25 protein-coding genes are annotated in these 26,460 nt (G+C 72.4%); 10 read left to right on the top strand and 15 right to left on the bottom strand.

All coding sequences use genetic code 11. The features are described from left to right. The first annotated feature begins 48 nt into the window (after positions 1-48). A complete protein-coding gene (gene hemG, locus FYW99_RS14580) occupies positions 49-1,545 on the top strand; it encodes a protoporphyrinogen oxidase (protein ID WP_394350360.1) in 1,497 nt (498 codons plus the stop codon). Next, positions 1,542-2,252: a hydrogen peroxide-dependent heme synthase gene (gene hemQ, locus FYW99_RS14575; RefSeq protein WP_150252573.1), complete on the top strand. Its 711-nt coding sequence runs from the start codon at positions 1,542-1,544 to the stop codon at positions 2,250-2,252. The genes hemG and hemQ overlap by 4 nt, the downstream gene beginning before the upstream one ends. Before the next feature lie 95 nt (positions 2,253-2,347). Here hemQ and FYW99_RS14570 read toward each other — a convergent pair whose 3' ends face one another. The 4 genes from FYW99_RS14570 to msrB all read right to left on the bottom strand — a co-directional run bounded on the left by FYW99_RS14570 (position 2,348) and on the right by msrB (position 5,165). Then, complete coding sequence (locus tag FYW99_RS14570; RefSeq protein WP_150252572.1) at positions 2,348-2,737, bottom strand: sigma factor-like helix-turn-helix DNA-binding protein; 390 nt, start codon at positions 2,735-2,737, stop codon at positions 2,348-2,350. Between the two features lie 277 nt (positions 2,738-3,014). Next, the gene (locus FYW99_RS14565) at positions 3,015-3,806 is read right to left on the bottom strand and encodes a CDP-alcohol phosphatidyltransferase family protein (RefSeq protein ID WP_190394663.1); all 792 of its coding nucleotides are present in this window, start codon (positions 3,804-3,806) and stop codon (positions 3,015-3,017) included. After that, entirely contained in the window at positions 3,793-4,461 is a 669-nt protein-coding gene (locus FYW99_RS14560) for a phosphatidylserine decarboxylase (RefSeq protein ID WP_150252571.1), read from the bottom strand. The genes FYW99_RS14565 and FYW99_RS14560 overlap by 14 nt, the downstream gene beginning before the upstream one ends. Positions 4,462-4,721: 260 nt before the next feature. Further along, positions 4,722-5,165 carry a peptide-methionine (R)-S-oxide reductase MsrB gene (gene msrB / locus FYW99_RS14555; RefSeq protein ID WP_150252570.1) on the bottom strand — a complete coding sequence of 148 codons (444 nt, stop codon included), beginning with the start codon at positions 5,163-5,165 and terminating at the stop codon, positions 4,722-4,724. Positions 5,166-5,370: 205 nt separating this feature from the next. Here msrB and FYW99_RS14550 point away from each other — a divergent pair, with 205 nt between their 5' ends. Then, positions 5,371-5,802: a hypothetical protein gene (locus FYW99_RS14550; RefSeq protein WP_223839027.1), complete on the top strand. Its 432-nt coding sequence runs from the start codon at positions 5,371-5,373 to the stop codon at positions 5,800-5,802. 133 nt (positions 5,803-5,935) lie between these two features. Here the strand turns inward: FYW99_RS14550 and FYW99_RS14545 are convergent, their stop codons facing one another. From FYW99_RS14545 to FYW99_RS32990, 10 genes are all read right to left on the bottom strand, one after another. After that, a complete protein-coding gene (locus tag FYW99_RS14545; RefSeq protein ID WP_150252569.1) occupies positions 5,936-6,721 on the bottom strand; it encodes a GntR family transcriptional regulator in 786 nt (261 codons plus the stop codon). Positions 6,722-6,895: 174 nt separating this feature from the next. Further along, positions 6,896-7,702, bottom strand: a complete 807-nt coding sequence (locus FYW99_RS14540; RefSeq protein ID WP_150252568.1) for a dihydrofolate reductase family protein — start codon at positions 7,700-7,702, stop codon at positions 6,896-6,898. Positions 7,703-7,911: 209 nt separating this feature from the next. Beyond that, the gene (glgX, locus tag FYW99_RS14535; protein ID WP_150252567.1) at positions 7,912-10,074 is read right to left on the bottom strand and encodes a glycogen debranching protein GlgX; all 2,163 of its coding nucleotides are present in this window, start codon (positions 10,072-10,074) and stop codon (positions 7,912-7,914) included. A gap of 281 nt (positions 10,075-10,355) precedes the next feature. Continuing rightward, a complete protein-coding gene (locus tag FYW99_RS14530) occupies positions 10,356-11,987 on the bottom strand; it encodes an acyl-CoA dehydrogenase family protein (RefSeq protein WP_150252566.1) in 1,632 nt (543 codons plus the stop codon). Positions 11,988-12,136: 149 nt separating this feature from the next. Next, a complete protein-coding gene (locus tag FYW99_RS14525) occupies positions 12,137-12,829 on the bottom strand; it encodes a pyridoxine/pyridoxamine 5'-phosphate oxidase (protein WP_150252565.1) in 693 nt (230 codons plus the stop codon). 488 nt (positions 12,830-13,317) lie between these two features. Beyond that, positions 13,318-14,109 carry a sirohydrochlorin chelatase gene (locus tag FYW99_RS14520; RefSeq protein ID WP_150252564.1) on the bottom strand — a complete coding sequence of 264 codons (792 nt, stop codon included), beginning with the start codon at positions 14,107-14,109 and terminating at the stop codon, positions 13,318-13,320. A gap of 100 nt (positions 14,110-14,209) precedes the next feature. Next, entirely contained in the window at positions 14,210-14,914 is a 705-nt protein-coding gene (locus FYW99_RS14515; protein WP_150252563.1) for a phosphoadenylyl-sulfate reductase, read from the bottom strand. Next, complete coding sequence (locus FYW99_RS14510; protein ID WP_017564357.1) at positions 14,911-15,117, bottom strand: hypothetical protein; 207 nt, start codon at positions 15,115-15,117, stop codon at positions 14,911-14,913. Before FYW99_RS14510 ends, FYW99_RS14515 begins: the two co-directional genes overlap by 4 nt. A 129-nt stretch (positions 15,118-15,246) precedes the next feature. After that, positions 15,247-16,941, bottom strand: coding sequence for a nitrite/sulfite reductase (locus tag FYW99_RS14505; protein WP_150252562.1), 1,695 nt, complete (start codon positions 16,939-16,941; stop codon positions 15,247-15,249). Between the two features lie 178 nt (positions 16,942-17,119). After that, the gene (locus tag FYW99_RS32990; RefSeq protein WP_017564358.1) at positions 17,120-17,209 is read right to left on the bottom strand and encodes a putative leader peptide; all 90 of its coding nucleotides are present in this window, start codon (positions 17,207-17,209) and stop codon (positions 17,120-17,122) included. Positions 17,210-17,337: 128 nt separating this feature from the next. Between FYW99_RS32990 and FYW99_RS14500 the strand changes: the two genes are divergently transcribed. The 5 genes from FYW99_RS14500 (at position 17,338) to FYW99_RS14480 (ending at position 22,558) form a co-directional block, all read left to right on the top strand. After that, positions 17,338-18,348 (top strand): YihY/virulence factor BrkB family protein, encoded by a 1,011-nt coding sequence (locus tag FYW99_RS14500; RefSeq protein WP_150252561.1) that lies wholly within the window; start codon positions 17,338-17,340, stop codon positions 18,346-18,348. 156 nt (positions 18,349-18,504) lie between these two features. Then, on the top strand, positions 18,505-18,960 hold the full coding sequence (locus FYW99_RS14495; protein WP_150252560.1) for a hypothetical protein: 456 nt from the start codon (positions 18,505-18,507) through the stop codon (positions 18,958-18,960). Beyond that, positions 18,948-19,730: a hypothetical protein gene (locus FYW99_RS14490; RefSeq protein WP_223839026.1), complete on the top strand. Its 783-nt coding sequence runs from the start codon at positions 18,948-18,950 to the stop codon at positions 19,728-19,730. Before FYW99_RS14495 ends, FYW99_RS14490 begins: the two co-directional genes overlap by 13 nt. Before the next feature lie 393 nt (positions 19,731-20,123). Next, on the top strand, positions 20,124-21,614 hold the full coding sequence (locus tag FYW99_RS14485; RefSeq protein WP_150252559.1) for a hypothetical protein: 1,491 nt from the start codon (positions 20,124-20,126) through the stop codon (positions 21,612-21,614). 29 nt (positions 21,615-21,643) lie between these two features. Beyond that, positions 21,644-22,558, top strand: coding sequence for a hypothetical protein (locus tag FYW99_RS14480; RefSeq protein WP_150252558.1), 915 nt, complete (start codon positions 21,644-21,646; stop codon positions 22,556-22,558). Between the two features lie 150 nt (positions 22,559-22,708). Here the strand turns inward: FYW99_RS14480 and FYW99_RS14475 are convergent, their stop codons facing one another. Further along, entirely contained in the window at positions 22,709-23,905 is a 1,197-nt protein-coding gene (locus tag FYW99_RS14475; RefSeq protein ID WP_150252557.1) for an MFS transporter, read from the bottom strand. Between the two features lie 474 nt (positions 23,906-24,379). Between FYW99_RS14475 and FYW99_RS14470 the strand changes: the two genes are divergently transcribed. After that, entirely contained in the window at positions 24,380-24,940 is a 561-nt protein-coding gene (locus tag FYW99_RS14470) for a GNAT family N-acetyltransferase (protein WP_150252556.1), read from the top strand. Between the two features lie 131 nt (positions 24,941-25,071). Next, positions 25,072-26,391 carry a phosphoribosyltransferase family protein gene (locus FYW99_RS14465; RefSeq protein WP_150252555.1) on the top strand — a complete coding sequence of 440 codons (1,320 nt, stop codon included), beginning with the start codon at positions 25,072-25,074 and terminating at the stop codon, positions 26,389-26,391. Positions 26,392-26,460: the final 69 nt, after the last annotated feature.

Raw genomic sequence — 26,460 nt, 5'->3', positions numbered from 1 at the left:
CCCGGGGCGACGCAACTCACGGGGTGTCGCGGGGGAAGGCGGATCACGGTGACCCAGGTCATCTGGGAAGCTGGGGGTATGCCTGAAGCACCGCACGTCGTCGTGGTCGGGGGTGGGGTCTCCGGACTCACCGCCGCGCACCGCCTCCGCGGCCTGGGCGCCGCCGTCACCGTGGTGGAGGCCTCCGACACACCCGGGGGCAAGCTGCGCGCCTCACCGGTGGCGGGGGTGTCCGTGGACGCGGGCGCCGAGGCGGTGCTCGCCCGCCGCCCCGAGGCGCTGGACCTGTTCTCCGAACTGGGCCTGGACGAGCGGGTGGTGCACCCCGGTCCCGGCGCCGCCGCCGTCTACAGCCGCGGACGGGTGCGCCCCCTGCCCAAGGGCCAGCTCATGGGCGTGCCCGGCGACCTGCGCGCGCTCGCCCGAAGCGGGGTGCTCTCCGGGACCGGAACCCTGCGCGCCGGACTCGACCTCGTGCTCCCTCGCACCCCGGTGCGCGGCGACGTGTCCGTCGCCGATTACGTCGGGGCCCGCATGGGCCCGGAGGTCGTCGACCGCCTCGTCGAGCCCCTCCTGGGCGGTGTGTACGCGGGCCGGGCCGACCGGCTCTCCCTGGAGTCCACGCTGCCGCAGATCGCGCCCATGGCCCGCCGGAACCGCTCCCTGATGCACGCCGTGCGCACCAGCCTGCGCGGCAGGGGGGCGGCGCCCACCAAGGCGGGGCCGGTGTTCGCCTCCCTGCGCGGTGGGGTGGCCGGACTCGTGGGCGCGCTCGCCGAGCGCCACGCCGACAGCCTGCGCGTGGGCTCGCGGGTCCGCGCCCTGGAGCGCCTGCCCGAGGGCTGGCGGGTCCGCTTGGACAGCAACGAGCGCATCGCCTGCGACGGCGTCCTGCTGGCCTGCCCCGCCCCCGAGGCCGCGCGCCTGCTCGCCGAGCACGCCCCCGGCGCCTCCCGCGACCTGAACGGCGTCGAGTACGCCAGCATGGCCCTGGTGACCCTGGCCCTGCCCGCGTCCGCCTTCCCCGGGCCGCTCACCGGCACGGGCTTCCTCGTCCCGGCGGGGGAGGGGCTGACCGTCAAGGCCGCCACGTTCTCCAGCAACAAGTGGCCCTGGATCGCCGAGGAGCTGGCCGCGGTCAACCCCGGCGACGACCTGGTGGTGCTGCGCTGCTCCATCGGCCGCTTCGGCGACGAGCGGGTCCTGGAGCGCTCCGACGAGGAGCTGGCCGCGGCCGCCGTGCGCGACCTGGCCACGGTCACCGGCATGGACGGGGCGCCGGTGCAGACCCGGGTCACCCGGTGGACCGACGGTCTGCCCCAGTACGCCGTCGGCCACGCCTCGCTCGTCGAGCGGGTGCGCGCCGACGTCGCCCGCAGCCCCGGCCTGGGGGTGTGCGGCGCGGTCTACGGCGGCGTGGGGATCCCCGCCTGCGTCGCCGACGCCCTCCAGCAGGCCGAGCGCCTGGCGGGCGCCCTCACGACGAACAGTCCCACCAGCGGCGACCAGGCCGCCGGAACGAACCAGCAAGGAGTCAACCCGTGACGGGCCAGCACAACGAAGCCGCCGACCAGGACGGCAGCGACCTCAACTCCCTCATCCGCTACACCATGTGGTCGGTCTTCAAGGTCGAGTCCCTGGACGGGGTCGACCGCGCCGCAGCGGCCGACGAACTGGCCACGCTCCTGGACAAGGCAGCCGAACAGGGTGTGACCACCCGCGGCAGCTACGACGTCCAGGGCTTCCGCGCCGACGCCGACATCATGTTCTGGTGGGTGGCCGACTCCCCCGAGCAGGTCCAGGACGTCTACACGGCCTTCCGCCGCACGCGGGTCGGCCGGGTGAGCACCCCGGTGTGGTCGGTCGTGGGCCTGCACCGCCCCGCCGAGTTCAACCGCGGCCATGTGCCCGCCTTCCTGGCGGGGGAGGAGCCGCGCGAGCACCTGTGCGTGTACCCGTTCGTGCGCTCCTACGAGTGGTACCTGCTGCCCGACGACGAGCGCCGCGCGATGCTCGCCGAGCACGGCCGCATGGCCGCCCCCTACCCGGACGTGCGCGCCAACACGGTGTCCTCGTTCGGGCTCAACGACTACGAGTGGCTGCTCGCCTTCGAGGCCGACGACCTGCACCGCATCGTGGACCTGATGCGCCACCTGCGCGGCGCCAAGGCCCGCCTGCACACCCGCGAGGAGGTGCCGTTCTACACCGGTCGCCGCAAGAGCGTCGCCGAGCTGGTCGAGTCCCTGCCGTAGCCGGTGGAACGCCGTGTCCGGGACGGAGCGCTCCCGCCCCGGACACGTGCCGGTTCCGTCCGGTTGTGACCGGAGGACTGAGGGAGCGAGACGGTTCAGACGCCGGTTAGGGCCCTCTTGCTGATCTGAGACACGCGCTGGGGTGATATCCCCAGGTACCTGGCGATCTCCAGGCCGGTGAGGCCGGTGCCCTGCAAGCGGCGCACCGCCTCACGCATCTTCTCGGCTGCAGCCAACTGTGCCTGTTCGGCTTCGCGCTGGGCCCGCTCCGCGCTCCGGGCAACCGCGTCGGTGTCCGCGTCGATCGCGATGTGGCTGACGTCCACGTCGAAGGAATCCTCGTCCGAGCCGAGGCTCATCACGCTGTAGTCCCGTGCCATCTCGTCAACTTCGTTCAGGCGCCTGGCCTGGGTCACTCCCACACCGTCGATGTGCAGTTCCCAGCCCCGCTCCCAGCGTTTGACGTCGACTCCGTAGGTCGTCACAACCATCCTTTGGGCAGGCGGGTCAGGCTGCTGGCGATGTCACCCACGGCGCCCGGCGAGATCTCCTTGTGCCGGGGAACGATCGCTCCGTGACGGCCACAAGGGGCGGGGCCACTTGTCATGCCTGCCTCCGCCGGAGAGCTGGGTGCATCCCCGTCGGTTGGGCAGTCGTTCCAGGCCAAGTCGCCGCATAGCCTTTGCCGGGAGTATGAATCTAGCCCACCCAGGAGTTGATGATCTAGGTGGGCCAGATTGCGGTTGGCCGTAAGGAGTGTCGCTAGCGAGCCCGCCGCACGGCCAGGACGTAGAACGGGATGGTGACGATGAAGCCCAGCACGGCGGCGCTCATCAGGTAGATGAGCGTCTGACCCGCGGGCAGCCCCAGGCCCCAGGCGGCCATCAGGGCGACCCCGACGGCCAGGACGCCCAGCACCGCGTGGGCCTTGCGCCCGCGCGGCTTGGGGTACTCCATCCGGCTCACCATCAGCCAGGAGATGAGCAGCACCGCCGTCACCCCCGCCATCAGCGGCGGATCGAGCAGGACCACCGTCACCACGGCCATGGCTCCGAAGGGGCAGGGCAGACCGGTGAAGTAGCTGGAGTCCGGCGCCTGGCAGGAGAACCGGGCCAGGCGCACGATGACCGCGAGCAGCACGGCGCCGCCCGCCGCGACCGGCAGCAGGTCCGAACCCCCCGTCCGCATGCCCCACACGACGAAGAAGAACGCGGGCGCGAACCCGAAGCTGATCACGTCGGCCAGGTTGTCCAGCTCCGCGCCCATGCCGCTGCCGCCCAGCTTGCGGGCGACCCGCCCGTCGAGCACGTCCAGGGCGGCCGCGACGAGCATCAGGCCCACGACCGTGGCCATGGCCGTGCGCGGCAGCGGCCCGGCGATCCCGGCCGTGTCCTGCGCGGACTGGGCCACCACCAGCGCCCACACCGCCAGGAAGCCGCACAGGGCGTTGCCGAGCGTCAGGTAGTCGGCCACCCCCAGACGCAGCCTGGGGGCCTCCTGCGCAACGGTGGAGGCGGCCTCGTCGGCCGCCACGGCGTTCTCAGTCGGCGTCAAGGCGGGTTTCTCCGGCACGGACCTTCTGGCCGATCTCCACCGCCGGGGCGATCCCGGACGGAAGGTAGACGTCGACCCTGGACCCGAACCGGATGAGACCGATCCTCTCCCCTTGCTCGACCTTCTGCCCCGCAGCGAGATACGGGACGATACGCCTGACCATCGCGCCGGCGATTTGAACGACCGTGATCGCACCGATCTCGGTTTCAAGGGTCCAGATGACGCGCTCATTACGCTCGCTGTCCTTGTCGAATGCGGGGCGGAAGCCGCCCGGTCGGTGCTCGACGCCTGTCACCACGCCGGCGAGGGGGGCACGGTTGACGTGCACGTTGAGGGGGTTCATGAACACCGCGACCCTGGTCCGCCCGTCGGGCTGGAGGTCGAGGCTCTGCACGACGCCGTCCGCCGCGGACAGCACCCGTCCGGTCGCCGGGCCGCGCTCGGGGTCGCGGAAGAACCAGGTCATCCCCGCGGCCAGGGCGACCACCGGGGCGGCGAGCGCGGTGCGGGTCCGCGAGCCCCGGGCGGCCAGGACGGCGGCTCCGGCGGCTCCCAGCGCGGGCAGCAGCCACGGGGCCGAACCCTGCGCCATACCCAGGCGCGGGCGCGCCGGGGGGCGGTGGGAGGCGGATGAGAAAGGTGAGTCGTCGGTCATCGAGCGCTTTCGTCGCGGGTCTGTCGGTTCGCCCGCACATCGGTTGCCGCTGCGGGGGTCGACCCGGGGCTCCCGGGTCGGCTGGCGGAGGAGCCGGATGCGACCGGCCCCGCGCGCCGCGCCCCGCGGGCCGACGGGGGACCGGCCGTTGGTGCGCTGGATGCGATTATCCCTGATTCCGCCGAGGACGGGCCGCGGGTGCGCGCCGCCGCCCTCGGGCGGTCCCGGTCCCGCCGTCCGGCACCAGGATCGTACGGCACCTACTCGGTCGGCTCCAGGGTGAGGGCGACGGAGTTGATGCAGTACCGGTCGTCGGTGGGGGTGGCGTACCCCTCGCCGTGGAAGACGTGGCCCAGGTGCGAGTCGCACGCGGCGCACCGCACCTCGGTGCGCACCGCGCCCAGGGAGCGGTCCTCGTGCAGGGTCACCGCGTCGGAGTCGGCCGGGTCGTAGAAGCTGGGCCATCCGCAGTGGGACTCGAACTTCTCACCGGAACGGAACAGTTCGGCGCCGCAGCCGCGGCAGCGGTAGACCCCGGCGGCCGTGGTGTCCACGTACTCCCCGGTCCACGGGCGCTCGGTGGCGGCTTGGCGCAGCACCGCGTACTCCTGGGAGTTGAGCCGTTCGCGCCATTCCTGGTCGGTCCGGGGGATGTCCTTGGGGCCGCTGCCGTTGTCCTGGGCCTGGTCCGCTGAGTCAGCCATGGGACGACGCTACCCCGAATCGGACCCGGATGCCGCCTCGGCACCCTTCGTGGAGCAAACACTCCCATATGACATTTGGGACAGGGAAACCGTCCTAAAGGGCCAGATCCTCCTAACTTCGGCTTACACGACGTTCGGTAGTCAAAGGGGCGGGTACGGCTGTAACCAGGGTCAGTGGTCGAACGGTGCACTTGAGGCAGGTGACATGGCTGTTACAACTCAACAGGCACTCGGAGTAAGCAGGCGACCGCTGCGCGTGGGCAGGATTCGATACGGACTGTGGTGGCTCGACCAGAACACCACGGGCGCGCGGTCCCTCGTGAGGACCGTCGCCGACGGAGCGGCCACCACGGGCCGTGAGCTGCGCTGGGCCGCCGAGCTCAGCGTCCGCTCCACGGTCGTGCGGGTCGGCCGCACCCGGCCCGGCCCCTGGAGCGAACACACGCTGCTGCTCGCCGCCACGGCCGTCGCCGTGTGCGCGCTGGCGGTCGCGCTCGTCCTGGGGTTCGGCATGGCGCGGTGGGCCATGACCGCGTCGGACTCCCTGCCCTTCGCCGCCGCCGGGGCACTGGCGGTGGGACTGGTTCTCCTGCCGTTGGCGTACCTGGTGTTCGCCTCCAAGCGAGGCGGTCGCTGAAGTCGGTCCGAGAGGGGGAGGGGCGCCGGGGACGGCGTCCCTCCCCCCGTTTTCGGGGCGTCGGGGGCGTGCGGCGCGGCTCCGGGGGCGGGGGAGACCGCGCGAGCGTGGCGGGGCGGGGACGGAGGTCGGCTCAGGCGCCGAAGTCGTAGCGCAGCACGTACGCCGAGCCGTCCATGGTGATCTCGTTGAACTCCACCGGCCGGTGGTCGGCGGTCAGCGCGGTGCGCGCCACCTCCAGCACCGGGGTGCCGGGGGCCAGCTCCAGCACCTCGCTCTCCTCGGGGGTGGGCATGCGCACCCGGATCTCCTCGGTGAAGTGCGCCGGGGCGTGCCCCAGTTCGGCCAGGCGCGCGTAGATGCCGCCCGGCCCGCTGTCGTACTCCCGCACACGCCGGGCCGACGGCTCCCCGCCGTCCCCCAGCACGGCCAGGGGCAGGTGCGAGACGGCCTGCTGCACCGGACGCCCGTCCACGAGGTAGCGGCGCGAGCGCCGCAGCACCCCGGCCCCCTCGGCCAGGCCCAGCGCTCGCGCCACGTGCGCGGCGGGCGCCGACTCGTCCACGCGCAGGCTGTCCACCTCGTACTCCCGGTCCTCGCTGTCGACCTGCCAGATCGCGCGCCCGCTGCCCCACAGGTCCTGGGACAGCCGCCGGGCGCCGTGTCTTCGCAGGGGCCGGAACAGGCGGACGTAGATGCCCGAGCCGCGCACGGCCACGGCCAGGCCCTCGTTGATCAGTACGGAGAGCGCCTGCCTCGCGGTGGCCCGTGCGACGCCGTGGCGTTCCATGAGGGTGTTCTCCCCGGGCAGGCGGTCGCCGTCGGCGTACCGTCCGGAGCGGATCTGTTCGCGTAGTTCCTCGGCTATCCCGCGATAGACCGGAGGGGATCCGTTTTCGGACGTCGGCACCACGTTCATCCTCTCGGCCGGGGGGCCAAGCCGGTAAGCCCCGTCAATGCGGTGTGTCCTGTGTCCAGCAGCGGTGTTTCCGGTGGAGGGCACACCTCGGGTATGTCCGGTTGCGGGATGGTTCATGCGTGGTTGTGGGGTGGCCGAAACCGAGCGGTTACCCGTGTGTCCTCCGCAGACGCCCTATTCCCTGACGTAACGCGCGAACAGGCTCCCCTCGGCCTCCAGCAGGTGCGCCATCCGCACGGGCGTGCTCTGCGCGGAGGTGTGCTCCGGCGCCCCGGGGGCACCCGGTCCCCCCGCCACGATGCGCGGCGGCCCCGACCCCAGCAGGTGCGGGCTCAGGGTCAGGCACAGCTCGTCCAGAAGCCCCGCCGCCACGAACTCCGCCAACAGGTGCGGGCCGCCCTCGGTCAGCACGCGGTGCAGTCCGCGCTCGGCCAGAGCGCCCACCACGTGCGCGGGCGTCACCGAGGCCCCCTCGACCACCACGAGGTCGGCGTGCTCGGCCACCTCGCGGCGCCGCCGCGCGGAGGCGCCGTCCGTGGTGAACACCAGGGTGCGCGCGTCCGGCGGCGCTTCGGTGAGCAGGCCGACGGGCAGGTCGAGGGAGCGGGAGACCACCGCCACGGCCGGTGTCCGGGGCCGTCCCTCGCGCAGTCCCTCCCACGCCCTGCGGACGCGGACCGGCCCGTACCCCTCCACGCGCGCCGTGGCGGCGCCCACCAGCACCACGTCGCACAGGGCGCGCAGCGCGCCCATGATCCGGCGGTCGGGCGCCGAGGACAGGTCCCTGCTGCGCCCCGAGGGGCCCACGGCGCCGCCGTCGGCGCTGGCCACCATGTTCGCGCGCACCCAGGGGCGGTCCAGGTCGGCGGGGTAGGCGTAGGCGTCGGCCGGGTCCGCGTCCGCGCCGCCCGGGGCGGGCAGCAGCTGCCGGAACGCGATGGGGGCGGCGGGTGCGTCCGCGCCGGTGTGTGTACTCGACATGGTCACACAGCGTAGGCGGTGACCCAGGGCATGCCGAGGAGGGGGAGCCCGAGCCCCCCTACCCAGCCTTTTTCCTCCAGCATCTCCAACGCGTCGTGCCACCGCCAGAGCCGACGTCGTCCTGTGGACGACCGGGCCGCCGCGTGCGCGGCGACGGGCCCCGCCCGCTCCCGTCAGAGGGAGCGTCCGGGGCCCGCGTGCCCGGTTCCTCAGGACCGGGAGGACGACGTGTGCTTGTGCGACACCCGGCGCAGCAGCAGCAGCGCCCGGTCGATGACCCGCACCGGACCGGAGGCCGCCACGAACGGCCGTCCGTCCACGTCGGGCTCGGCGGTGTCCAGCACGGTCTCCCAGGCCATGCCGTACTCGGTGCCCGGAACGGTGAAGTCCACCGTCTCCGGGCCGCTGTTGAGCAGCAGCAGGAACGAACTGTCCCGGATCCGCCGACCGCGCGGGTCCGGTTCGGTGATGGCGTCCCCGTTGAGGAACACGCCCAGGGCCTGGCCCGTGGAGTTCCAGTCGTCGCCGGACATCTTCCTGCCGTTCGGGCGCAGCCACACGATGTCGGGCAGGCCCTTCTTCCCGGCCTTGGCGCCGCCCACCGGACTGCCCCGGAAGAACCGGCGGCGCCGGAACACCGGGTGGTCGCGGCGCAGTCGCGCCAGCCCGCGCACGTAGTCCAGCAGGTCGTTGTCGGGCTCCTCGTCCTCGCCGAGCCCGGCGCCCTTCCAGTCGATCCAGGCGATCTCGTTGTCCTGGCAGTAGGCGTTGTTGTTGCCGTTCTGGGTGCGTCCCACCTCGTCGCCGTGGGAGAGCATCACCACCCCCTGCGACAGGTACAGGGTGGTGAGGAAGTTGCGCACCTGGCGGCGGCGCAGCGTGATGATCGCGGGGTCCTCGGTGGGCCCCTCCACGCCGTGGTTCCAGGACCGGTTGTCGTCGGTGCCGTCGCGGTTGTCCTCGCCGTTGGCCTCGTTGTGCTTGTGGTCGTACGACACCAGGTCGGCCAGGGTGAAACCGTCGTGGCAGGTGATGAAGTTGATGGAGGCCACCGGTCGGCGGCCGTCGTCCTGGTACAGGTCGCTGGACCCGGCCAGGCGCGAGGCCAGCTCGCCCACCACGGGCTCGCCCCTCCAGTAGTCGCGCACGGTGTCGCGGTACTTGCCGTTCCACTCGGTCCACAGCGGCGGGAAGTTGCCCACCTGGTAGCCGCCCGGGCCCACGTCCCAGGGTTCGGCGATCAGCTTGACCTGCGAGATCACCGGGTCCTGCTGGACGATGTCGAAGAACGTGCTCAGCCGGTCCACGTCGTGGAACTCGCGGGCCAGGGCCGAGGCGAGGTCGAAGCGGAACCCGTCCACGTGCATCTCCAGGACCCAGTACCGCAGCGAGTCCATGATCAGCTGCAACGAGTGCGGATGGCGTACGTTCAGGCTGTTGCCGCAGCCGGTGTAGTCGAGGTAGTAGCGCTGGTCCTCGTCGCTGACCCGGTAGTAGCTGAGGTTGTCGATGCCGCGCAGCGACAGCGTGGGCCCCATGTGGTCACCCTCGGCGGTGTGGTTGTACACCACGTCGAGCAGCACCTCGATGCCCGCCTCGTGCAGCGACTTGACCATCGCCTTGAACTCCTGGACCTGCTGCCCGCGCGAGCCGCGCGCCGCGTATCCGCTGTGCGGGGCCAGGAAGGCCAGGGTGTTGTACCCCCAGTAGTTGGTCAGCCCCCGGGCCACCATGGCGTGCTCGGGCACGAAGTGGTGCACGGGCATGAGCTCGACCGCCGTCACCCCCAGCGAGGTGAGGTAGTCGATCATCACCGGGTGGGCCAGCCCCGAGTAGGTGCCGCGCTGGTGTTCGGGGATGCCCGGGTGGCGCATGGTGAGTCCGCGTACGTGCGTCTCGTAGATCACCGTGCGGTGGTAGGGCGTACGCGGTCTGGACTCGTTGCCCCAGTCGAAGAACGGGCTGACCACCACGCACTTGGGCACGTAGGGCGCGCTGTCCTTGGTGTTCCTGCGCTCCGGTGCGGCGAAGTGGTAGCTGAACAGGGATTCGTGCCAGGTGAGGTTGCCGTTCAGCGCCTTCGCGTAGGGGTCGGTGAGCAGTTTGTTCGGATTGCACCGCAGCCCCTGCTCCGGGGCGTAGGGCCCGTGGACGCGGTACCCGTACTGCTGTCCCGGTCCGACACCGGGAAGGTAACCGTGCCATACGAAACCGTCGTACTCGGTCAGCTGTATACGCGTCTCCTCGCCGTCGTCGTCGAACAGACACAGGTCCACCCGTTCGGCGGCCTCGGAGAACAGGGAGAAATTGGTGCCGGACCCGTCGTAGGTCGCACCGAGCGGATAGGAACTACCTGGCCAGACTTCCACCATAGGCGTCGTCAGTCTCTTGGAGTCGGGGCCTTCGGGAGGGGTGGCTCGGGCCCGCGCGCCTCCGGCCGTTCCTGAAGGGTTAACGCGGTCCCGCTCCCCGTCCGAAAGCAGGCGGTCGTGTTTTGTGACGACTTCTTTGTTCCGCTCCGGACGCCGAAGTATGCCGACCTGGCCGATGATCATTCATCGGCCGCCCCTCTTAGGGGTTTTTGTTGGAATTATCAGGTTAAGAGTGGTAAACGGGATTTGTGAGGTTGAGAAATGGTGTCCGCGCCCCGGCCTCACCGGCTCGGGCGGGCCCGGTCCAGGATGAGCCCGGTGTCCACACCCCTGGGCAGGGTGCCGAACACGTGCCCCCACTCACCCCCCAGACGTGAGGCGGTGAAGGCCTCGGCGACCGGGGTGGGCGCGTGGCGCAGCAGCACCGACGCCTGTAGGACCAGCGCCATCAGCTCCACCACCGACCGCGCCCGGTACTGTGCCTCCTCAGGGTCGCCCAGGACCTGCTCCAACCGCTTGACCGCCGCGTCGTAGTGGTCGTCCACGCCCGCGGCGGTGCGCAGTTCGGCCAGGAACGCCTCCAGCGACTCGGGAACGCGGCCCATCGCGCGCAGCACGTCCAGCGCCGCCACGTTGCCCGATCCCTCCCAGACGGAGTTGAGCGGGGAGTCACGGAACAGCCGGGGCATCCCCGACTCCTCCACGTACCCGTTGCCGCCCAGGCACTCCAGCGCCTCGGCGGCGTGCGCAGGCTGGCGCTTGGTCACCCAGAACTTGCCCACGGCCACCCCCAGGCGGCGGAAGGCCGTCTCGGACTCGTCCCCGCGCACCGAGCGGTCCACGGCACCGGCCAGACGGGTCATCAGCGCCGTCGCCGCCTCCGACTCCAGTGCCAGGTCGGCGAGCACGTTGCGCATCAGCGGCTGCTCGACCAGCACCCCGCCGAAGGCGCTGCGGTGCTCGGCGTGGTGCAGGGCGTGCACCACCGCGGCGCGCATGCCCGCGGCCGAGCCGATCACACAGTCCAGCCGGGTGCTGTTGACCATCTCGATGATGGTGGGCACGCCCCTGCCGGGTTCGCCGACCAGGTGGGCGACGGCGCCGTCGTACTCCAGCTCCGCCGACGCGTTGGAGCGGTTGCCCAGCTTGTCCTTGAGCCGCTGGATGTGCAGCGCGTTGCGGCCGCCGTCCTCCAGCACCCGGGGTACCAGGAAACAGCTCAGCCCCTCGGGCGCCTGCGCCAGCGTGAGGAAGAAGTCGCTCATCGGCGCCGAGGTGAACCACTTGTGCCCGGTCAGTACGTGGTGTCCTCCGGCGGTGGGGACCGCCCGGGTGGTGTTGGCGCGCACGTCCGAGCCGCCCTGCTTCTCGGTCATCGACATGCCCGCGAGGAGCCCGCGCTTGGCGTGCGGCGCCCGCAGCCCGAAGTCGTAGACGGGCGCGGTGAGCAGCGGCTCGTACCGCCGTGCCAGTTCGGGGGAGTGGCGCAGGGCCGGGACAGCCGCGTAGGTCATCGAGACCGGGCACCCGTGGCCCGCCTCGGGCTGGGACCACAGGAAGAACTTGGCGGCGCGGGCCACGTGCGCGCCCGGGCGCCCGTCCGCCCACGGCGCGGCGTGCATGCCGTGCTCCACCGCCTGGTCCATGAGCACGTGGTAGGCGGGCTGGTAGTCGACCTCGTCCACCCGGTGGCCGTAGCGGTCGTGGGTGCGCAGCACCGGCGGGTAGGCGTTGGCGGACTCGCCCCAGGCGCGGACCCGCTCCGACCCGGCCGCGTCGCCGACCCCGCGCACCTCGGCCTCGGCCCATCCGGCGCCCTCGCGCCGCAGACCCTCCAGGAGCGCGGGGTCCTCCGCCGCCGCGTAGTCGCCGAGCGGGGGCGCCTGGTTGAACACCTCGTGTGTGGGGGGCACGGCGGCCACCTCTTTCCGTTGCTGGTCGCGGGTGGTCGGAGTGCGGGAATCCTATCCCCGGACGGGGCACCGAACAGAACCGGGTTCGGTCGCGCCCGGGCCCCGGGGCGGTGGAAGCGCGCCCTTCCCGCTGCGGTGCTCCCACCCGGTCACGGCCAGAGCAGGCCGCGTTCCCAGGAGGCGCCCGCGCCCGGGCGGGTGTAGCGCAGACGCGTGTGGCGGCGGTCCCGGTCGGCCTGCCAGAACTCCACCTCGGCCGGGCGGACCAGGTACAGGCCCCAGTCCTCGGGAACCAGCTCCGGATCGCGTCGCAGTCTCTCCCGGCTCTCCCGCGCCACGCGGTCGACGTCCGCGAGCTCGTCCAGGGGCTCGCTCTGTCTGCCGTGCAGACCGGCCACCCGCGACTCCAGCGGCCGGGCCAGGTAGTCGGCGGCGCACCGCTCCCGGTCGGCCATCTCCGCCCGCCCGCGTACCCGCACCTGGCGGCCCTGCCCGATCCAGTGGAACAGCAGCGCCACCGCCGGGTTCCGGGCCAGCTCCCGCCCCTTGCGCGAGCCGGTCGTGGTGGCGAACCACCAGCCCTCGGGAGTGAAGTCCTTCATGATGACCACCCGGGCCGACGGAGCCCCGGCCTCGTCCACGGTCGTGACCGTCATCGCGTGCGGCTCGGCCACCCCGGCCTCGACCGCCCCCGAGAACCACTCCAGGAACAACTCCGCCGGGTCCTCGGGCGCCGCCCCGGGGTCGAACTCCGGCAGCACCCCGGAGAACACCGGCAGCCCCCGCAGCAGGTCCCGGACACCGCCCCGCCCCTCCGAACCCCGTCCCTCGGACACGGCCACCCCCACGATTCCTCGGTCGTTCGGCGCCCGTTCGCGACGCCTACCTCCGATTCTTCTGGGCCGCGGCCGCGCGGACAAGCCACTTCTCGCGGTTGTGGACAACCGCGGGCGCCCTTCTCCGGGGGCAATGGTCTCCGGGGGCACGGCGTCAGGGGTGCGGCTCCAAGGCACTGCTCCAGGGAGCGCGGCCTCAGGGGGACGCGGCGTCGGTGGTGCGGCTCCGGGGCACGGCCTCGGGGTACGCGGCTCCAGGGAGCACAGCCTCGGGGGACAACGCGAACGGGCGGCCCGTCCAGCGGACCGCCCGTTCGCCTCTCCGTCTCGTGCGCCCCGTTCTGCCCCGTCCGGCCGCGCGTCCCCACGGCGCGGACGCCGGGCACCGCGGCCGACGGAGGCCCCGCCACGACGGACGGCGTTCCCGCCGCAGCAGACAGCGCTCCCGCCTTGACCGACAGCGTCCCCGCCACGAACGGACGGCGCCCCGCGCCTCAGCGGGAGATGGTCGTGTGCCGTGCCGCCACCGCGGCGTCGTAGCGGTCCAGCACCACCCGGGCCGTCTCGGGCACGTCCCCCAGCGCCTCGGACACCGCGCACGCGCCCGCCTCCAGCGACCGGGCGCGCACCCGGTCGGCGAAGAACCCCGGCGCCAGCAGGTAGGTGGCCACGGCCACCCGCGACGCCCCCCGCTCGCGCAGGGCGGCCACCGCCTCCCCGGGACCGGGGGAGGCCGCGGACGCGTAGGCGGCCACGACCTCCCGCCAGGGGCCGCGCCCGGCCAGCTCGGCGGCCATCGCGGCCACGGTCGCGTTCGCCCCGGGGTCGCTGGAACCGGCCGAAGCCAGTACCAGGGCCGTGCCGGGGTCGGGGCGCACCCCCGCCTCGTCCAGGCGCCGCTCCACCGCCTCCGACAGCAGCGGGTGCGGGCCCAGGGTGTCGGCGTAGCGCACCCGCAGCCACGGGCTGCGCTCGCGCGCGTCCGCCAGCACCTTCGGCAGGTCCACCTTGCTGTGGTAGGCCGCCGTCAGCAGCGTCGGCAGCACCACCGCCTCACCCGCCCCGCGCGCGGCCAGCTCCTCCAGCGCGTCCCGGGCGGAGGGCGCCGCGTGGTCCAGGTAGGACACGCGCACGTCGAGCCCCGGCCGCAGCGCCCGCACCCGGTCGAACACCGCCGACACGGCCCGCGCCGACCTCGGGTCCGCGCTGCCGTGCGCCACCGCCAGCAGGGGCACGTCCCCGTCCCGGCCTCCGCCGCTCCGCGTCCCGGCTCCGCCCACGGTCATGGCCACCCTCCTCGTCGCTTCCGAGCACCGCCGCCCCCGGCCCCGCCCGATCCGGGCGGAGCCGCGGCCGGGCCAGGAGGCCCGGCCGCCGCGTACGCACTCAAACGTGGATTCCGCATTCGGTCTTGCCCGTGCCGGACCACCGGCCGCTGCGCGGGTCCTCGCCCGGGGCCACCCGCCGCGTGCACGGCTCGCAGCCGATCGAGGGGTAGCCGTCGTACTGGAGCGGGTTCACGATGACCCCGTTCTCGGCCATGTAGGTGTCCACCTCGTCCTGGGTCCACCGGGCGATCGGGTTCACCTTGGTCATCCGCCGACGCCGGTCCCACTGCACGACCGGGGTGTCGCGGCGGGTCGCCGAGTCCTCCCTGCGCAGGCCGGTCAGCCAGGCGGCGTAGGGCTCCAGGGCCCGCTGGAGGGGCTCCACCTTGCGCAGGTGGCAGCAGATGCCGGGGTCGCGCCCGTGCAGGCGCGGGCCCAGGGCCAGGTCCTGCTCGGCCACCGTGCGGGTGGGCTCGACGTTGATGAGGTTGATGTCGTACACGGAGGCCACGGCGTCACGCGTGCCGATGGTCTCGGGGAAGTGGTAGCCGGTGTCGAGGAAGATGACGTCGATCCCCGGCGCCGCTTTGGAGACCAGGTCGACCATGAGCGCGTCGGCCATGGAGGAGGTCATGCACAGCTGGTCGCCGAAGGTCTCGGCGGCCCAGGAGACGATCTCCGGGGCGGAGGCCTCCTCCAGCTCGCGCGCGGCCCGCTCTGCGAGCTCGGGACCGCCCAGGGGGGTGATGGTGGTGGAGTTCATGAGTTCCCTTCCGTCGGTCTGGAGGGGGCGCCTTTCGCGGAGAAGGACGCGGAGCGCAACCCGACGTACTTGACCCGAAACACCCGGGCACAGGACAGGCAGGCCCAGGGGTAGCCCTCTCCCTTGACGGCGGCGCCCTCCTCCGGCACGAGGTCCTCGTCGCCGCAGTAGGGGCAGTAGTGGGGCGCGGCCCTCTCGGACATGGCGCACCTCTTCCTCTCGCTCGGGTCTCTCAGGTCGTTTCGCGGCCGTGGGCCGGGCCGGTCCGCGTACGGACCGGCCCCGGTGCCGCGGCCGGGGGAGGCCGCGGCGGTCCCGACCGCCCGGACGAACTACTTCAGGTCGGCGTCCTCGGCCCGGCCGACCCAGGAGGCGAACGACTCGCCGTCCTCCTTCTGGGCCTGGAACCGGCGCACCACCCGCTCGACGTAGTCGGGCAGTTCGTCGGCGGTGGCCTTCAGCCCGCGGATCTTCTTGCCGAAGGACTGGGTCAGCCCCATACCGCCGCCCAGGTGGATCTGGTAGCCCTCCACCTGCTCGCCCTCGGAGTTCATGACGAGCTGGCCCTTGAGGCCGATGTCGGCGACCTGGATGCGCGCGCACGAGTTCGGGCAGCCGTTGACGTTGATGGTCAGCGGCTCGTCGAAGTCGGGCAGCCGCTTCTCCAGCTCGTCGATCAGGGAGGCCGCGCGGTCCTTGGTCTCCACGATCGCCAACTTGCAGAACTCGATGCCGGTGCAGGCCATCGTCTGGCGGCGGAACACGCTCGGGTTGACCTGGAGCCCCTCCGCCTCCAGGGCGGAGGTGATCGAGGCGATCCGGTCCTCCGCCACGTCCAGGATGACCAGTTTCTGGTCGGCGGTGGTGCGGACGCGGTCCGAACCGTGCTCCTCGGCGATGTCGGCGACGCGCAGCAGCGCGTTGCCCGACACCCGGCCCACCCTGGGCGCGAAGCCCACGTAGAACTTCCCGTCCTTCTGGCGGTGCACGCCCACGTGGTCGCGGCGCAGGCCCGAGTCCAGTTCGAGGGCGGGGCCGTCGGGCAGGGCGTAGCCCAGGTACTCCTTCTCCAGGACGTCACGGAACTTCTCCGCGCCCCAGTCCTTGATGAGGAACTTGATCCGGGCGCGGGTGCGCAGGCGCCGGTAGCCGTAGTCGCGGAAGATCCCGCAGACCCCGGCCCACACCTCGCTCACCTGGTCCGGGCGCACGAACGCGCCCAGGCGCTGGGCGAACATCGGGTTGGTGGACAGGCCGCCGCCGACGAACAGGTCGTAGCCCGCCTCGCCCGCCCCGTTGCGCACGCCCGCGAACGCCACGTCGTTGATCTCGTGGTTGACGCAGTGCACTGTGCACCCCGACACCGAGGTCTTGAACTTGCGCGGCAGGTTGGAGTAGAGCTCGCTGCCGATGTGGTCCTCGTAGATCTCGCGGATCGCGGGACCGGCGTCGATGACCTCCTCCTCGGCGACCCCGGCCAGCGGACAGCCCAGGATGACACGCGGGGTGTCGCCGCAGGCCTCCGTGGTGGACAGGCCCACCGACTCCAGCTTCTCCCAGATCGCCGGGACGTCCTCCACCCGGATCCAGTGGTACTGGACGTTCTGGCGGTCGGTGATGTCGGCGGTGTCGCGCCCGTAGTCGCGGGAGATCTCACCGACCGCGCGCAGCTGCGCGACCGTCAGCTGCCCCCCGTCGATGCGCACCCGCAGCATGAAGTAGCGGTCGTCGAGCTCCTCGGGCTCCAGGACGGCCGTCTTGCCGCCGTCGATGCCCGGGGCGCGCTGGGTGTACAGACCGAACCAGCGGAACCGGCCGCGCAGGTCGGCGGGGTCGATCGAGTCGAACCCGCCCTTGGAGTAGATGTTGATGATCCGATCGCGGACGTTGAGCCCGTCGTCGTTCTTCTTGTTCTCCTCGTTCTTGTTCAGCGGCTCGTGGTAGCCGAGGGCCCACTGGCCCTCGCCACGGCGGCGCGGCTTGGCCGCGGTCGCTGTCTTGCCGGGCTGCGCGGAAGAGGGAGGCATCGCGGGTGTCTCCGATGAGGTGTCGCGGGGTGCTCACAGCCCCGGCGCCCGCACCGCATGCCCGCGTCGCCGCACATCGTCGTGCTGGCGATCGGGTGGGATCCGCGTGTGGGATAAGGAGGAGAGGCAGGGCGCCGGTGCCGCGCGCACCCCTGGGGTGCGTCAAAGGGCGGTGGGATTAACCGACGCTGCAACAGATGGCGCTGCCGACCCGCAGGAAGTCCACGTGACGGCGCACGTAGAGCATGGGGTCCAGGGCAGCGATCATGTAATGAGAATGTCACGGGCGTCGATGCTTTGTCCAGACGGGCTTTGGCGGCCCCGGAGTGAGTCACGTCACTGGGTCCGTGCGTCCGTGGCGCGGGGCGGCCTCCCGGGACCGCTAACGTTTCCTTCGTGGTGGGTTTCTGGGAGCGGCTGTGGTACGCCGTGGACGGGTGGCTGAGACGCCGTGCCCGCCTGCGCAGCGGGACGCTCCTCGTCCTGCGCACGGTCCGGGCCTTCGCTCGCGACCGGGTCGTCGGGCTGGCCGCCGAGTCGGCCTTCTTCACCCTCATCTCGCTGCCCGCGCTCATGCTGGGCCTCCTGGGCGCCCTGGGCCCGCTGACCTTCGTGCTCGGCGAGGACTTCGTCGAGGAGATCCGGCTGTGGATCCTGGACCTGACCGCGCGCGTGCTGACCCCGGACACGGTGGACAGCGTGGTCGAGCCGCTCGTGGACGACTTCCTCGGGGGAGTGCCGGGCGGAGTCCTGTCGGTGACGTTCCTGGTGTCGCTGTGGTCGGGGTCGCGGGCGATGAACGTCTTCATCCGCTCGATCACGATCTCCTACGGCCTGGACGAACTGCGCGGCTGGATGCGCCAGCGCGTTCTGGCCTTCGTCGCCTACCTGGGCGGGCTGCTGTTCGCCATCCTCCTGCTGCCGGTCCTGGTGGCCGGACCGGACCTGATCAACCGCCTGCTGCCCATGACCGTGGGGCGGCTCAACCTGTTCTACTGGCCGACCGTCGCGCTGCTCGCCGTCGCCGCGGTCACCCTGCTCTACGCCCTGAGCGTGCCGGTGCGCACCCCGCTGTGGCGCCACCTGCCAGGTGCGCTGCTGGCCGCCCTGGTGCTGATCACGGGCTCGGTCGCCCTGCGCGTCTACCTGGACGCCTCCTTCGGACAGGTGACCATCTACGGCTCCCTGGCCGCGCCGATCGCCATCCTGGCCTGGCTGTTCGTGATGGCGATCGCCGTGCTGGTGGGCTCGTCCTTCAACGCCGAGATCGACGCGATGTGGCCCATGCCGCGTACCGCCGCCGCCCGCGCGGAGCTCGCCAACCGGGACTTCGAGCGGGCCAACCGGCTCGTGCAGCGCCGGGAGCAGGCGGTCATCGACACGATCGTGGAGAGCAACGGGCACTGACCGGCGCCGGTCGGCCGGTCGCACCCCGGTGTCCGTAGGTGCCGGGCAACCCGGAAAGTGCTGTCCCGACGGTAATCTCGTCGTGCCGTCGGGCGGGAGGCCGCGCTCCCGCCGCACCCGAGCCCGGACGGCGCCGCCCGTGAGAGGCCTTCCCCCATGACCGTTCCCCCACCGGACGGGGGCGACCGTGACTCCGTGCCCGTCACCGTCGAGACCGTGCTCGGCGGCTCGAAGACCATGTTCTACGCCTCGTTCGGCATGCCGCTGCTGCTGCTCACGCACACCCTGCGCATGTACCTGAGGGGTGGCAGCGAGATCTACTTCGGGCTCTTCGTCATGATGCTGTCGGTCCTGGTCCTGATACCCCTCGTATTCCTGCGCTCCCTCCCGGGGATGATCGAACGGCGGCGTCAGCCGACCAGGTCGCCGCTGATGGAGATCATCATGCTGAGCATGTTGTGGGCCGCTGGCGTGTTCTTCCTCCTCGTCGGCGTCTGGGACCTCCGCGCCGGGGCCCTTCCGTCGCCGCTGCTGGCTCTCCACCTGGTCGTCCTCGTTCCCGTGGCTCTCGGTACGGAGGCCTTCGTACGCGAACGGCGGTGGCGGTCGTGAGGGCGTCCTTCCTGCTGCTCCAGGAGGCGACACTCGGCCTGATGGCGTGCGCACTGATCGCCGGAGGGGTGGGGATCACCGGCAATCCCGTTCCGGTGGCCGCCGGGATCTTCCTCGCGTTTTTGCTGCTCTACCCGGTCGCGCTTTCGGCGGATGCCAATCCGGAACTGACCTCCGGCGAGCTCCACCGTGTGGAGAACTCCCGGCACCTTTTCCGTATGACGCGTCTGTGGTGGTCCGTGGTCGCCTTCCACGGGCTGTTCGCGCTGTTCTCGGTCACCTCCAACGCCGCGTGGTCACTGGTTCCGCTGCTCCTGGTCTCCTTCGCCGCCTTCGTACTCTCCCTCGTCGTACGAAGGCGGGAACGACGGGAACTGCGCGAGGCGCACGCCCGGCCCGAACTCACGGGCCCCAAGGTCACCGGTATCCGGAGCCCGGAGCAGGTGCCGCCGGGCTGGAGTCCGGTGCTGGTCCACCGGATCGACCGGGGGAGGTTCGACATGCTCGTCGACTACCGGATCGTCGTGGACGGCGACCGCGTCGGCACGCTCGGTCCCGGCCAGACCCTCGTGCTCGGCCTTCCGCCGGGCCCTCACAGCGTCCAGGGCAGCCTCGGCAGACTCACCAACGTCCCCGTCCCCTTCACGGCGGAAGCCGGCGCCGCGGTCCACTTCACGGTCGAACCGGCCAGTCCGAACCGCCGGGCCAACGCCGACCGGCGCTCGCGCCCCGGCGAGTACTTCCGTCTCGTCCGGGTCCCGCCCTGGTGAGGCCTTGATCTGCTACGCGTGCGACTGGTGGGAACCAGGTGGCCAGATCCGGCCATTTTCGGTGTGAACTAAATATCTTCCCCAGGTGTCCACTCCATGGTGAGGATGATGCCAACGGCGCCAGCCACATCCCATGTTCGGACAATTCTCCAGGTCACGGAGGGGAGGGCGGGACAACTGCCCCAGGTACACCGGTTCGTGCGTGCCGCGTTGACGCATGGCCGGAATAGGCGAGACGAGCGACGATCAGTATGATCTCGTGCAGCACTGACTACGCGTGCGTCGGCACCACCTCCAGGTAGTCCCAGGCCGCGACCCGCCGTCATCGCTGACCTAGGTCCCCGTACCCCCGTACACGAACAGGTCCACGTTCCCCATGCCTTCGGAGGCACCATGAGCCGGGAGTCCCACCCGGGGCAGTCCCGGCCCACCGCCGTCATCGTCATCGCGCCCGACGAACGCAGCGCCGAGATCCTCGTCGAGGGGCACCGCCAGGTCGTCACGGGTCAGGAGCCCAAGGAGACGCGGCGCGCCGCGCTGGACGTAGCCACCGGCTACGCCGCCAGAATCGGTCAGCCGGTCCTCATCGACGCCCGCGACGCCAACGGCTACTGGCGCCTGGTCGCCACGCCCACGGGTGTGGTGCAGGCGGCCGACCAGGTCATGCCCGGCCGCGAGCCGACGCCGCCTCCTCCTCCCGCTCCGGTCGGCCCTCCCGCCAGCGGTCCCGAGACCGGTGCCCAGCCCGGGGTCAAGGCCAAGACGAAGAGGAAGGGCGGCAGGACCCTCGTCATCGTGGGCTCCGCCGTGCTCGCCCTGGTGCTGCTCGCCGGTGCGGGTGCCGCAGCCTGGCGCTTCCTGCCCGGCCTCGGCGGGGGCCCCGGGGACGATGCCGCCGCGGACGTGACCACCCTCAACCACCCCGCGCCGCCCCACTTCTCCACGACCGTCGACTTCAGCGCGCGGATCGCCCCGGGCAGTCAGCCGGGGGTCAGCCGCCAGGGCGACCTGCTCGCCTACGTCGACCCCGAGCAGCGACTCAACCTGCTCGACGCCGACGGCGAGAGCCTCTGGTCGGTCGACCTGCCGGTGGAGTCCGGCGAGGCCCTCGGAGAACTCCGCTTCGTGGAGTACGGCGGTGAGGGCGCCGTGGTCATGGAGACCGCCGGAACCCTGTGGTTCTGGCCCGTCGCGGGCGGCGAGCCCACCGGCGTGGACCTCCCCGAGAACGCCTCCGTGCAGTACGTGGGCAGCTCCGTGCTCGTGCGTACCGAGAACGAGGCCTTCGTCCCGGTCGGCGCGGAGCTTGAGCCGGTCCGGGTTCCCGAGGGCTCCGCGCCCATGCTGGCCGACGGGGAGAACGTCCTCGCCGCCGTCGTCAACGGCCCCTGGACCTGGGTCAGCCCCGACGACAACCCCGTGCAGGTCACCGCCCAGCGGCCGGACGACGCGGGCGAGATGGAGGCCGTGCTCACCGCCCTGCGCGAGTACGTCATCATCCGCTGGGAACCTCTCCGCGGAGAGGGCGCTGTCCTGGCCTTCCACGACACCCAGGACGGCAGCGTCGTCGGCAGTGCCCAGATCGACCCCGCCGACCTGGAGGACGTGCGCCACCGCTCGGAGGCCGTCGGCCCCCGCCTGGTCGCCTACGGACCCGCGGTGATGGACCCCGAGAACGGCCGGACCGCCGTGGTCCCCGGCCTCAAGCCCCAGATCGCGGTCGGCTCCCTCGTCTTCGGCCAGATCGACGACGCTCCGGTGGCCGTCGACCCCGAGGGCAGGGTCGAGGAGGCCGCTGCGGAGTCCGTCCCACCCATCGGCCTGCTCGGTGAGCGGGCCGTCGTGGTCCACGAGGACCACCTCTATGCCATCCCCTCTGAATAGATCAGTACACGAGAAGAGAAAGGAGTGGGATGACCCCCAAGAAGCGTGTTTTCACCGTGACCGCGGCTGGCCTGTTCATGGCCGGTTTCTCCGCGGGTCCGGCGTTCGCTGACACCCTGGACGCGACCGTGCCCGAGGCTGCCCCCCAGGCCGCCGAGACCACGGTCGTCAACCTCGCTGCCGAGGATGTCGCTTCGGCTGTCGACGCCCAGCCTCTGGACATCGACGTGCCCGTCTTCCCCGGCCCCGGCGACGGCGGTGAAGGCGGCAACCCCGGTCCCGGCGACCCGGGCCCCGGTGACCCCGGCCCCGGTGACCCGGGTGACGGTGGTGGTGACGACGGCGGTGACCCCGGCCCCGGCCCCGGTGACCCCGGTGACGGCGGCGGTGACGACGGCGGTGACCCCGGCCCCGGTGACCCCGGTGACGGCGGTGGCGACGACGGTAACCCTCCCGGTGGCGGTGACGACGGCGGTGGTGACCCCGGTGACGGTGGTGGCGACCCCGGTGACGGCGGTGGCGACGACGGCGGCGGTGACCCCGGTGACGGCGGTGGCGACGACGGCGGCGGTGACCCCGGTAACGGTGGCGGTGACGACGGCGGCGGTGACCCCGGTAACGGTGGCGGTGACGACGGCGGCAACCCCCCCGGTAACGGCGGTGGCGACGACGGCGGCACGCCTCCTGGTGACGGCGACGGCGGCACCGCCCCCGGTGACGGCGACGAGATCCAGGCCCCCGGTACCACCGCCCCCGGTGGTTCCGCCCCCGAGGCCGCCGCTCCGGTGAGCGAGGGCAACGGCGACAACGACGACGACGGCGACGAGACCCTCGCCACCACCGGCGTCGACATGCAGGGCTTCGTGCTCGGCGGCGCCGTGGTGACGGGCATCGGCGCTCTGGCCCTGTGGGCCGGGGCCCGCCGTCCGGCTCCGATCGCCTAACGGCAGCACCCCGCCGCACGGCCGCTGAGGCCGCGCGGCAACGAGGGCCCCCGACCCGACGGTCGGGGGCCCTTCACGTGCGCGGGGGAGGGAACCGCGCCGCTCCGGCGGGCCTGTCCCGGCGGGGAAGGCGTCGCGGTCCTCAGGCCCTCACGTGCGCGGACGCAGGGCGAAGGCGAGCAGGAAGGCGCCCACGCCCGCCCCCGCGATCACCCACAGCGCGTTCCCCAGGCTGGAGGAGTCGGCGATGAAGCCCACGAGCGGGGGGAAGGCCAGGAAGCCCGCGCGGCCCAGCCACCCGACGACGGTGATCCCGTCCCCGGTGCGCACGCCCGGCACGTTCCCCGCCGCCGCCAGTGTCAGCGGGAAGAGCGTGGACACGCCCAGCCCCATCACCCCGAAGCCGATGACCGTGGCCACCGGGTGCGGTACCAGCAGGGCGAACGCGATCCCGCCGCCCGCCAGGAGTCCGCACGCGCGCCCCACGGCGGCCGCGCCGAACCGGTCGGTCATCCGGTCGCCGACCAGCCGGCCCAGCGTCATCATCGCCTGGCAGGCCACGAACGGCATCGCGGCCAGGAACAGCGACGCCTCCAGTTCCGAGGTCATGTACACCGCGCCCCAGGAGGCGGCGGAGTCTTCGATGCCGCCGGCGAACATCAGCAGCACGCTGAGCCCCAGCAGGAGCAGCACGGCCCGTCCGGGCACGCGCAGGCGACGCCCGCTCCCCGCGTCGGTGCCGTCCTCGCGCTCGCTGCTCTCCGGACCGGGCAGCAGCATCCGGCTCACCGCCAGGTTCACGCACAGCAGCAGCGCGGCCACGCCGCCCAGATGCCACAGGATGGGCACCCCGGCACCCGCCATGGCCGCGCCCAGGAGGCCTCCGGCCACCGCGGCCAGGCTCCACAGCGCGTGGAAGGTGTTGATGATGCTGCGTCTGTAGCGCCGCTGGACGCGCAGCCCGTGCGAGTTCTGCGCCGAGTCGGTCCAGGCGTCCGCGCTGCCCAGCACGAACAGCACCGCCGCCAGCATCCACCAGTTCTGCGCCAGCGCGATGAATGGGAGCGCTCCCACAGAGATGAGGCTGGTGCCCACCGCCGTCCGGCCGCTGCCGAACCAGTGGATCAGCGGGCCCGCCAGCATTCCGGTCAGGATCGCGCCGGTCGGCATCGCCGCGATCGCCAGACCCAGTTCCGCGTTGCTCAGCCCCAACTGGGCCTTGAGCACCGGGAGCCACGGAACGGCGTTGGTGTAGGTGAAGCCGTTGACGAAGAAGAGGGTGGAGACCGCGACCCTGGCCCTGCGGGCCTCCGGCGGAGGGGACTCGGTTCTGGTCTGGACGTTCACGGCGGCTCCCAGGACGGCTTTCGGTGCGGGGAGATGTTATCGGGTCCGGTCATCGGATGACAGGCCTTCTCGGCGGACCCGAACGGGCTCGTCCTCGGGGCGGCCCTGTTCCACCGCCCGTGCGGAGGGGTCCTGCGGCGGAGCCGTGGTCCACGGTGGTACCGGCACGACGGGTCCGGCCGGGCCCTCCTTGCCTTCGGGCGGAAGAGGAAGTCAAATAGAGGTCCTGCTCCGTCACCGGGCAGGCCCCCGACCGCCCCGACCGGACCCCCGCCTCCGCCCCCGACCGGCTCCCGAACACCACCGCCACCGCCTCCGTCCCGCTCGGACCCCTCGTCCGCCATCGCCTTCAGGGCCCCGGTCCGAGCCCCCGCCCGGCGGCCCGCTCCCGCGCAGGGCGTCCCAGCCCGCTGTCCGCCGCCTCCCCACGCCGGGAACCGTGTCCGCACGGCCCGGACGGAACCGGAAGAGCCCATGATCAACACGAGCGCGCTGCGAGAGAAGCCCACACTCACCGGGAAGAGCGTACGTCTGGCGCCCCTGGCGGCCGAGCACACCGACGCCTACTTCGCGGCCAGCCTCGACGAGGAGGTCCGCAGACTCACCGGCACCCACCGCCGCATCACCTACGCGCAGGCCAGGGAGTGGTGCGAGAGCCGGGCCGGGCGCACCGACCGCCTGGACCTGGCCATCACCGCACCCAAGGACGGGCGCTACCTGGGCGAGCTGTCGGTCTACGCCGTCGCGCCCGAGAACGAGAGCGCCGGGTACCGCATCGCCCTGTCCGCGATCGGGTTCACCGGCCAGGGCCTGGGCAGGGAGGCCACCCAGCTCGTGCTGGAGTACGCCTTCGAGCACATCGGCCTGCACCGCGTCTGGTTGTACGTCTACACCTTCAACATGAGGGCGATCGCCGTCTACCGCTCCTGCGGCTTCGCCGTGGAGGGGCGGCTGCGCGACTCCCTGCTGTGGGAGGGGCGCCGCCACGACGCCCTGCTGATGGCCGTGTTCAGGAACGGCTTCCGCCGCACCTGAGGGACGGGTTTTGCTCGGGTTCGGGGTTGGAACCGCCGTGTCGGGGGGTATCTCGGTACCACTTTCCAGCGGCTCATCCACACAGCCGAGAGGAGCGGTACCGGGGCCCGGGTCCCGGCGCCGGTGAGGACATGAACCCAGTACCCGTTTCACTGCCCTTCGCCGACCGGTCGGAGGCGGGACGCCGACTCGCGGAGCGGGTGCGTCCCTTCGCGGTCAACGATCCGCTCGTGCTGGCCCTGCCCCGCGGCGGCGTGCCGGTCGGCGCGGAACTCGCCCTGCGGCTCGACGCCGACTTCGACGTGCTCATGGTCCGCAAGATCGGCCTGCCGGGACACCCCGAGACGGGGGTCGGCGCCATCGCCGAGGACGGGCACGTCATCTACGACGACCGCGCCCTGGCCCGGCTGCACGTGCCCCGCCAGGCCCTGTCCGACACCGTCGCCGCCGAACGCGACGAACTCGACCGCAGGCGCCGGGTCTACCGGGGCGACCGCCCGTCCCCGCGCATCGCCGGGCGCGACTGCGTGGTCGTGGACGACGGCGTCGCCACCGGGGGTACCGCCCGCGCCGCGCTGCGCATGGTCCGCCAGGCCGGGCCCGCGCGGGTGGTCCTGGCCGTGCCCGTCGCCTCGCCGGAGGCGGTCGCCCTGCTGCGCGACGAGGCCGACGCCCTGGTGGTGCTCGGCGCGCCGGACAACTTCCGCGCGGTGGGGGAGTGGTACCGCGACTTCGGCCAGCTCTCCGACGACCACGTCACCGCCATCCTCGCCGAGAACGCGCACACGCGGCCGCGGTCGGGCGGAACGCGGCGCGTGCGGGTGCCCGCGGGGCGGGTCCAGCTCGACGGCGACCTCACCGTGCCCGCCGCGGTGCGCGGCGCGGTGGTGATGGCCGCGGGGGAGGGGCGCGCGGACGAGCGGTGGCGGTCGGTCGCCTCCGTCCTGCAACAGGCCGGGTACGCGACCCTGCTCATGGACCTGTTGACCGAGCAGGAACGCTCCCCCGGCGCCCCCGACGCAGCTTCCGACGCCGACGCCGACGTGCTCGGCGGGCGGTTGGGCGCCGCGGTCGCCTGGCTGCGCGGGGCCGAGGACACCGCCGACGAGCCCCTGGGCCTGCTGGCCTCGGGCGATGCCGCTGCCTCAGCCCTGGTCGCCGCGGCTCGGCACCCGCGGGACGTGGCCGCGGTGGTGGTGCACGGAGGACGGATCGACGTGGCCGAGGCGAGCCTGCCGGATGTGCGGGCGTCGGTCCTGGTGCTGCTGGAGGGAGACGACTCCTTCCTGCGCGAGCTCGGCGAGTGGACGCGCGCCCAGATAGGCGGTTCCACGGACCTGCGGGTGGTGTCGGGAGCCGAGCGGCTGCTCCGGGACTCCCGCGAGTGGCGCCGCGTGGCGGCGGAGGCCCTGGACTGGTTCGACCGGCATCTGGACACGGGCCCGCGGTGAGGCGCCGACGGACCGGGCGCGGTCGGTTCGTCCGCCGACGGGGAGGCCTTCACCGGGCTCGGGAGGAGT

Source organism: Nocardiopsis deserti (assembly GCF_008638355.1).
In the GTDB taxonomy this organism is placed as follows: Bacteria; Actinomycetota; Actinomycetes; order Streptosporangiales; family Streptosporangiaceae; genus Nocardiopsis; species Nocardiopsis alborubida.
Note: the sequence above shows the minus strand (reverse complement) of the source record. Positions and strands in the feature narration are given on the sequence as shown.